We start from the raw sequence: 6,208 nt of genomic DNA on the forward strand, positions 1-6,208 counted from the left end.
TGGTTAATTGCTAAAAATAAAATTACTACAATATTTAATATCTTTGAGACCCATGGCTCAGTCTTCGCATAAAACCGGCTTATTTATAGCTACCCGACTTACATTCAATAAAGACGAGGGGTCGACCTTTTCAGGTCCTATTGTAAGAATATCAATAGCGGGAATTGCACTCAGCCTGGCTGTAATGATCATTGCGGTTGCGACGGTTACCGGTTTTAAGAATGAAATCCGGCGGAAAATAATCGGTTTTGGTTCGCATATCCAGATTGTCAATTATGATGCAAACAGTTCTTTTGAAACCGAGCCGGTGTCAAAGGCCCAGCCATTTCTCCCCTTGCTGAATACAATCCCCGGGATCAGGCATGTACAGGTTTTTGCCACGAAGCCGGGTATTATAAAAACCCGTTCCGATATCCAGGGTGCCATTGCCAAAGGTGTTGGAAGTGATTTTGACTGGAGTTTTTTCTCTGAAAATCTTGTTGAAGGAAGCGTTTTTAGCGTGTCCGATTCGGTTAAAACGGACAAGGTTTTAATCTCGAAATATTTTGCCGATCTCCTCAAATTGAAGACCGGAGATCGTTTTGCCATGTACTTTATTGATGATGTTCCGAGGGGGAGGCCGTTTACAGTTTCAGGGATATACCGTACGAGCCTGGTGGAATTCGACAGGCAGTTTATACTGGTTGACATCGCCCACATTCAGAACCTCAATAACTGGGACAGTTCACAGGTTTCCGGCTTTGAAATTCTGATAAACGATTACAAAGATCTTGACAGGATCTCAGCCGGAGTATTCAATGTTGCCGGTGTACAGTTCAATCCTGATGGCTCCAAATTGCGGGTCATCAATATAAGGGACCGGTACCCGCAGATTTTCGACTGGCTGGGATTAATTGATAAGAACGTGTGGGTGTTGCTGGGACTGATGCTTGTTGTATCTGCATTTAACATGATTTCGGGATTGCTTATCATTATCCTGGACCGAACCACCATGATTGGTATTCTGAAAGCTCTTGGCATGAACAATCGCGGGATCAGGAGCATATTCCTGTACCAGTCTTTTTACCTGATCATAAAGGGGCTTTTCTGGGGTAACCTGGCTGGTATCAGCCTATGCCTTATTCAGCATTATTTTAAAGTCATTACCCTTAACCCGGAATCGTATTTTCTTGAATTTGTCCCCGTGAACTTCAATCTGAGCCACTTGTTTTTGTTGAATGCAGGCACGCTGATCATAACACTGGCCGTGTTGATTTTGCCTTCAATGGTAATAGCGCGGATTGATCCGTCAAAAACTATACGATTTGACTGATGGATGCACGATGGGTTGAACGCCTTAAAAATGAGCTCACAAGGCCCCTCCCCGGAATTGAAGCACAGATGAGGCTTTCACCGCCGGCTCGCAATCTTATTGAGCCTGACAGGCAAACCCGAGAGAGTGCGGTGATGATTATGCTTTATCCGGTTGGTGAAGAAATAACCACAGTGTTCATTAAAAGGACGGAATACGAAGGAGTTCATAGTGGCCAGGTCAGTTTGCCCGGCGGTATGCGTAAGAAGAGTGATGTAACTCTTGAGCAAACGGCCTTACGTGAAACGTTTGAGGAAACAGGAGTTTCACCCGAACTGATACAGGTTATCGGGCACCTGACTTCATTGCATATACCGGTAAGCGGTAATCTGGTCTTTCCCTTTGTCGGAATCTGCGAAAATAAACCGTTGTTCATTCCTGATCCTTTCGAGGTGAAGTATCTAATTGAAGCAAGCCTGGATGAATTAACGAATCCGTCAAATAGAAAAAGTAAGGTAATGTCAATTGCAGGGTATGAAATAGACATTCCTTACTTTGATATCCAGGGTGATCATATCTGGGGGGCGACGGCGATGATTATGAGTGAATTCCTCGAGGTCGTGGAGAGGGTTTAAACTTCAAAAATCGTAAATCGGTGTTCGATGTTCGGTGTTGGCATTAAAACCAATATCGAACAAGGAACACCGATTTAAGAATATCGAAGTGAGTCACAACTTCAATCAAACTACTTCCCTACGATATTCTTATAATGCTCATATCTTTCCAGCACTTCAGTGACGTAGTTAAACGTTTCAGTGCCACGGCAATAGCCGAATTTTACCACGGGATCATTATAATATTTCGGATCTGCTTTTGACAGAAGCCACTGGTCCACATTGTTATCCCATATATTGGGATCCGCGCCCATTTTTTTAGCCAGATTGCGTGCGTCGATAATATGTCCGGGACCAATGTTGTATGCAGCCAGAACAAATTTTACGCGTTCGCTAGGATTCTTCACATCGCTGAACAGTTTATCAAGCCAGTCGATGAATTCAATTCCTGCCCGGATCTGATCGCGGGGAGAAGAAACAGTATCCACACCAAAGCGTTTTGCAGTGGCCGGCATCAACTGCATAAGTCCCCATGCTCCAGCCCAGGAAGTAAGATTGTTTTTAAAACCCGATTCCTGGTAAATCAGCGAAGCTGTCAATCTCCAGTCCCATCCGAGTTTCTGGCTGTACTGCCGGATATAATCATCAAATGGGGATATTTTGCCGGTATTGATGGCGTAAAAATCACTTTCAACAATCTGTAGCGATTTGGAACTTTCGAAGTAGCGGCTGTATAATCTTTTGTATTTGGGTGATTGGGTAAAGCCGTTAATCCAGTTATTCAATTCGGTCACCAGTGTGGTTGAGCCTTTCCTCACGGCCCAGGCCAGTTCCTGTTCGAGGCCGACGGCAGTAGTTACATCAAGATTGGGATAGTATTTTCCGTTCACATCGGCCACAATGTTGTCGCATACGGTAAAGGGAACTTCGCCCTGTGAAACCAGGGCAATGAGTTGTTCGGGACTTTCATCCACTTCAATGATATGAATATCGCCGCCGATTTCTTCCGAAAGATTTTTCAACCGGTTGGCAGCAGCGGATCCCCGCGTGATATAAACCGACTGACCTTTCAGCCTCACGGAACTGTTAATCATGAAAGCCTGCATAGTTTCAGGTTTCATCGTTTTCCAGTTATCCGGTTTACGTTGAACAAGCACCTGGTGCGCTTGAATAAAAGGCTCGGTAAAATCGAGGTAATGCTGCCTGTCCTTTGTAATGGCAAGGTTCTGGGCGATAAGGTCTGCATCACCGTTGCGCAGCATTTCAATGCTTTCATTAAGACTTCTGCTAACTCTTACTTCAAGGCGAACAGAAAGATGGTTTGCCAGCTGCTGGAGCATTTCATATTGAAAGCCCATAGGCTGACCACGATAAATAAAATAATCGGTAGAACTGTAATCGGTAAGGACGACGATTTTCCCTTTTTCCTTAATATTCTCAAGATCCTGTTCAATCAGCGCAGTATCTTTCTGGTGCCCGTGAAAAGTACACGACACTGAAATAAAAATCAAAACAAAATAGTATACAGTTTTTCTTAACATAATCATTTTAAATTTAGTTCGAAAAAACGAGTACCCCTAAAAGCTCTCTTTCAATTTATCCTCTTAGTATTAACAATTTAAAGAGCAAAACAGCCAATTAGTCGTAAAATGTCCAGGACAACCCGAACTTTAAATCCCGCCCGTTTCTAGGATAGTGTAGTATAGAGAAGTAATTCTGATCGATCCAGCCTGCGTTCAGATGTTCAACTTTTACAAAGAATCTGAACCGTTTCAGATCCACATTGAGAAATGCATCGAAGTACGGATAATTTCCGAGTTGTTTCTCATGCTGGTTGTAAAATGAACTCAGCGCTGGCATGTAAGCATCGGCATAGTATTTCGTATTATAATCCATATCGAATCCTAACATGATTAACAGTTTTCCTCCCGTAGCCTTAAAATTAAATAAATGAGTCAGGTACGTAGAGTTAAAAAAAGTTAATTCCGGCAGATCAATAATATTTTCATTTTCGGTTTTCTGGTATACCAGTTTTCCAATGCTGGTAAATTTCCAGAAATCTACCTGTTTGGAAGCGCTCAATACGAAAAGCGATAAAGCGTTTCTGTATTGTGCCGGAAAAGCATCTTCATCAAGGTAAATTGCGTTGCTAAGTAAGTAATAATCTGCCTGTAATGCAAACTTCTTTGATGAGAGGCTCAGGTTCGTTGACAAATGGTTGGTAGTTGTGCGTTTGAAATTCCGGGTCCAAATGAAATTATTGGAGGCGTAATGGCTGTAAAGAAAATCTGGCGATTTGGATTCAATGGTTCCCCTGGCATAGAAAGTAAAGGGTTTTTCGAGTTTGCCAAAGATGAGTTTCATGTCACCTGCAAGGTTAATATCCCCCGATTTGTAGCCGGTAAGGTAATAGCGGCCGTAAAGATTTACGTCAAACCGGTTGGCAAAGAGTTTACTGAACCCAGAAGAAACATATGAGTTATACAGATTGCTGGAATAAGAAAGTCCCGGAATCTGGTATACCTGGTTAATAAAATGCAGGGTAGAATCGCTTTCCCGTAAACCCGTCCAAAGTGAATACTTCATCAGTTCATAGGAATAGTCGATGAAATAGTGGTTATTTCTTCGTCCCTGGAATTGCAGGCGGATGGAATTGGAAACTTTCCAGTAAATGAGCGAATCAGAAGTGGCGGTGTCCGTATATGTATAGGGGTACAAACCCGCGTTATACCCAACCATGGGATCCTTATCTGTAAAATTGCGCATAGACCGGTTTAGGTTGAAGATGTAAACCAGTTTGGGATACAGGATTGTTTTCTTTTTTGGCTTGGTTTGGGTAGAATCCGTATTTTTTTTGGGAGCCATCCTGAAAGCCAGTTCCTGAACAGCCAGGATGTTCAGGTTGCGGATACTGTTCATCACATCGGGCCGATGACTGAGGGAGCTTTCGGATCCGCTGAACAGGGTAGGAATTTCCTTTGTGCGGAGTATTGTTGTATCGGTTATCAATGAATCGTTCAGCACTCCGCCGTTTTCATCAGCCATAATTTTATTATAATTCACACTCACATGGTAAGCATAGTAACGTCCGGAATAGCTGGAGAAAAAACGGAAAGAATTGTTTTTGACCTTCTGGAAACTGTATTGGCCGAGGGAACCGATTGATGTGAAGTTGACTCCGATATTAAGGGTTTTAGTAAGGTTTTGGGAATGGAACGCGTTAAAAAGTTCTTCTTTAGTCTGGTTTGATCCCCCTTTAATATAGGTAAGTTGCGTGAATGGTTTCTTAGTGTTAAAATATTGGGTATTCTGGAAAAACTTCATGAACGGCGAATAGTTTTCAATGAGCAGGAATTCCTGGTCAGGTCGTTCGGAGTAAACTATACTTCGGGCGGGAAGTCCGAAGTTTCCAAGAGTTTCAACGCCGGTATAATTACGGAATACCGGGTTATAACGCTGGAAATCGGCAAGATTGGTATCGACGTCGGTTCGTATGCGGTTAGCGAGTGACTCATCGAGTTTCCAGGAATAGATCACCGTATTTGTGTCAATTTGGGCGAGTTGAGCCAATACCGGGCCGCTGAACAGAATAAGAACGGTTATAGCCAGTAGTGGTTTTTTCATGCCTTTCTTGAAATTTGTGGCAAGTTAGCGTAATCCGTCAAGAATAAAAAGTTAAGAAGATATAAGACGGATATACAAAAAAAATCCCGACACGGTGAAGTGTCGGGATTGAAGTTCGGCGACGACCTACTCTCCCACAATTGCAGTACCATTGGCGCTAATGGGTTTAACTTCTCTGTTCGGAATGGGAAGAGGTGGTGCCCCATTGCTATAGTCACCTAAATTTTAATTCCCTTACGGGAAAATATCTTAACACGCAGGAAGTTGTATATTAAGCTGTTTACAAGAAAGCTCACGGGTAATTAGTACTGCTCGGCTTTGACATTACTGCCTTTACACCTGCAGCCTATCGACGTCGTAGTCTACGACGACCCTTAAGGGAGATCTCATCTTGAGGTGAGCTTCGCGCTTAGATGCTTTCAGCGCTTATCTCGACCACACATAGCTACCCTGCGATGCAGCTGGCGCCACAACAGGTACACTAGCGGTATGTCCAACACGGTCCTCTCGTACTAGTGTCAGGTCCTCTCAAATCTCCAACGCCCACAACAGATAGGGACCGAACTGTCTCACGACGTTCTGAACCCAGCTCGCGTGCCACTTTAATCGGCGAACAGCCGAACCCTTGGGACCTTCTCCAGCCCCAGGATGTGACGAGCCGACATCGAGGTGCCAAACC

At 43.6% G+C, this 6,208-nt stretch carries 4 protein-coding genes and 2 rRNA genes; 2 read left to right on the top strand and 4 right to left on the bottom strand.

Annotated features, from left to right (window positions below):
- Window positions 1-52 precede the first annotated feature (52 nt).
- Both VK179_04945 and VK179_04950 read left to right on the top strand, forming a co-directional pair.
- Window positions 53-1,312 (top strand): FtsX-like permease family protein, encoded by a 1,260-nt coding sequence (locus tag VK179_04945; GenBank protein HLO58065.1) that lies wholly within the window; start codon window positions 53-55, stop codon window positions 1,310-1,312.
- Window positions 1,312-1,926 (top strand): CoA pyrophosphatase, encoded by a 615-nt coding sequence (locus tag VK179_04950; protein ID HLO58066.1) that lies wholly within the window; start codon window positions 1,312-1,314, stop codon window positions 1,924-1,926. The genes VK179_04945 and VK179_04950 overlap by 1 nt, the downstream gene beginning before the upstream one ends.
- Window positions 1,927-2,036: 110 nt before the next feature.
- Here VK179_04950 and VK179_04955 read toward each other — a convergent pair whose 3' ends face one another.
- From VK179_04955 to VK179_04970, 4 genes are all read right to left on the bottom strand, one after another.
- A complete protein-coding gene (locus tag VK179_04955; protein ID HLO58067.1) occupies window positions 2,037-3,446 on the bottom strand; it encodes a transporter substrate-binding domain-containing protein in 1,410 nt (469 codons plus the stop codon).
- Between the two features lie 97 nt (window positions 3,447-3,543).
- Entirely contained in the window at window positions 3,544-5,529 is a 1,986-nt protein-coding gene (locus VK179_04960; protein HLO58068.1) for a putative porin, read from the bottom strand.
- Between the two features lie 113 nt (window positions 5,530-5,642).
- Window positions 5,643-5,751 (bottom strand): 5S ribosomal RNA (gene rrf, locus VK179_04965).
- Window positions 5,752-5,810: 59 nt separating this feature from the next.
- Window positions 5,811-6,208, bottom strand: a 23S ribosomal RNA gene (locus VK179_04970); the annotation flags it as partial.

It is taken from the genome of Bacteroidales bacterium (assembly GCA_035299085.1).
Classification (GTDB): domain Bacteria; phylum Bacteroidota; class Bacteroidia; order Bacteroidales; family UBA10428; genus UBA5072.

What these genes read in the sequence shown, in the direction of transcription:
- VK179_04945 (HLO58065.1), top strand. Translation starts at nt 53, where the DNA reads ATGGCTCAGTCTTCGCATAAAACCGGCTTATTTATAGCTACCCGACTT.
- VK179_04950 (HLO58066.1), top strand. Translation starts at nt 1,312, where the DNA reads ATGGATGCACGATGGGTTGAACGCCTTAAAAATGAGCTCACAAGGCCC.
- VK179_04955 (HLO58067.1), bottom strand. Translation starts at nt 3,446, where the DNA reads ATGTTAAGAAAAACTGTATACTATTTTGTTTTGATTTTTATTTCAGTG.
- VK179_04960 (HLO58068.1), bottom strand. Translation starts at nt 5,529, where the DNA reads ATGAAAAAACCACTACTGGCTATAACCGTTCTTATTCTGTTCAGCGGC.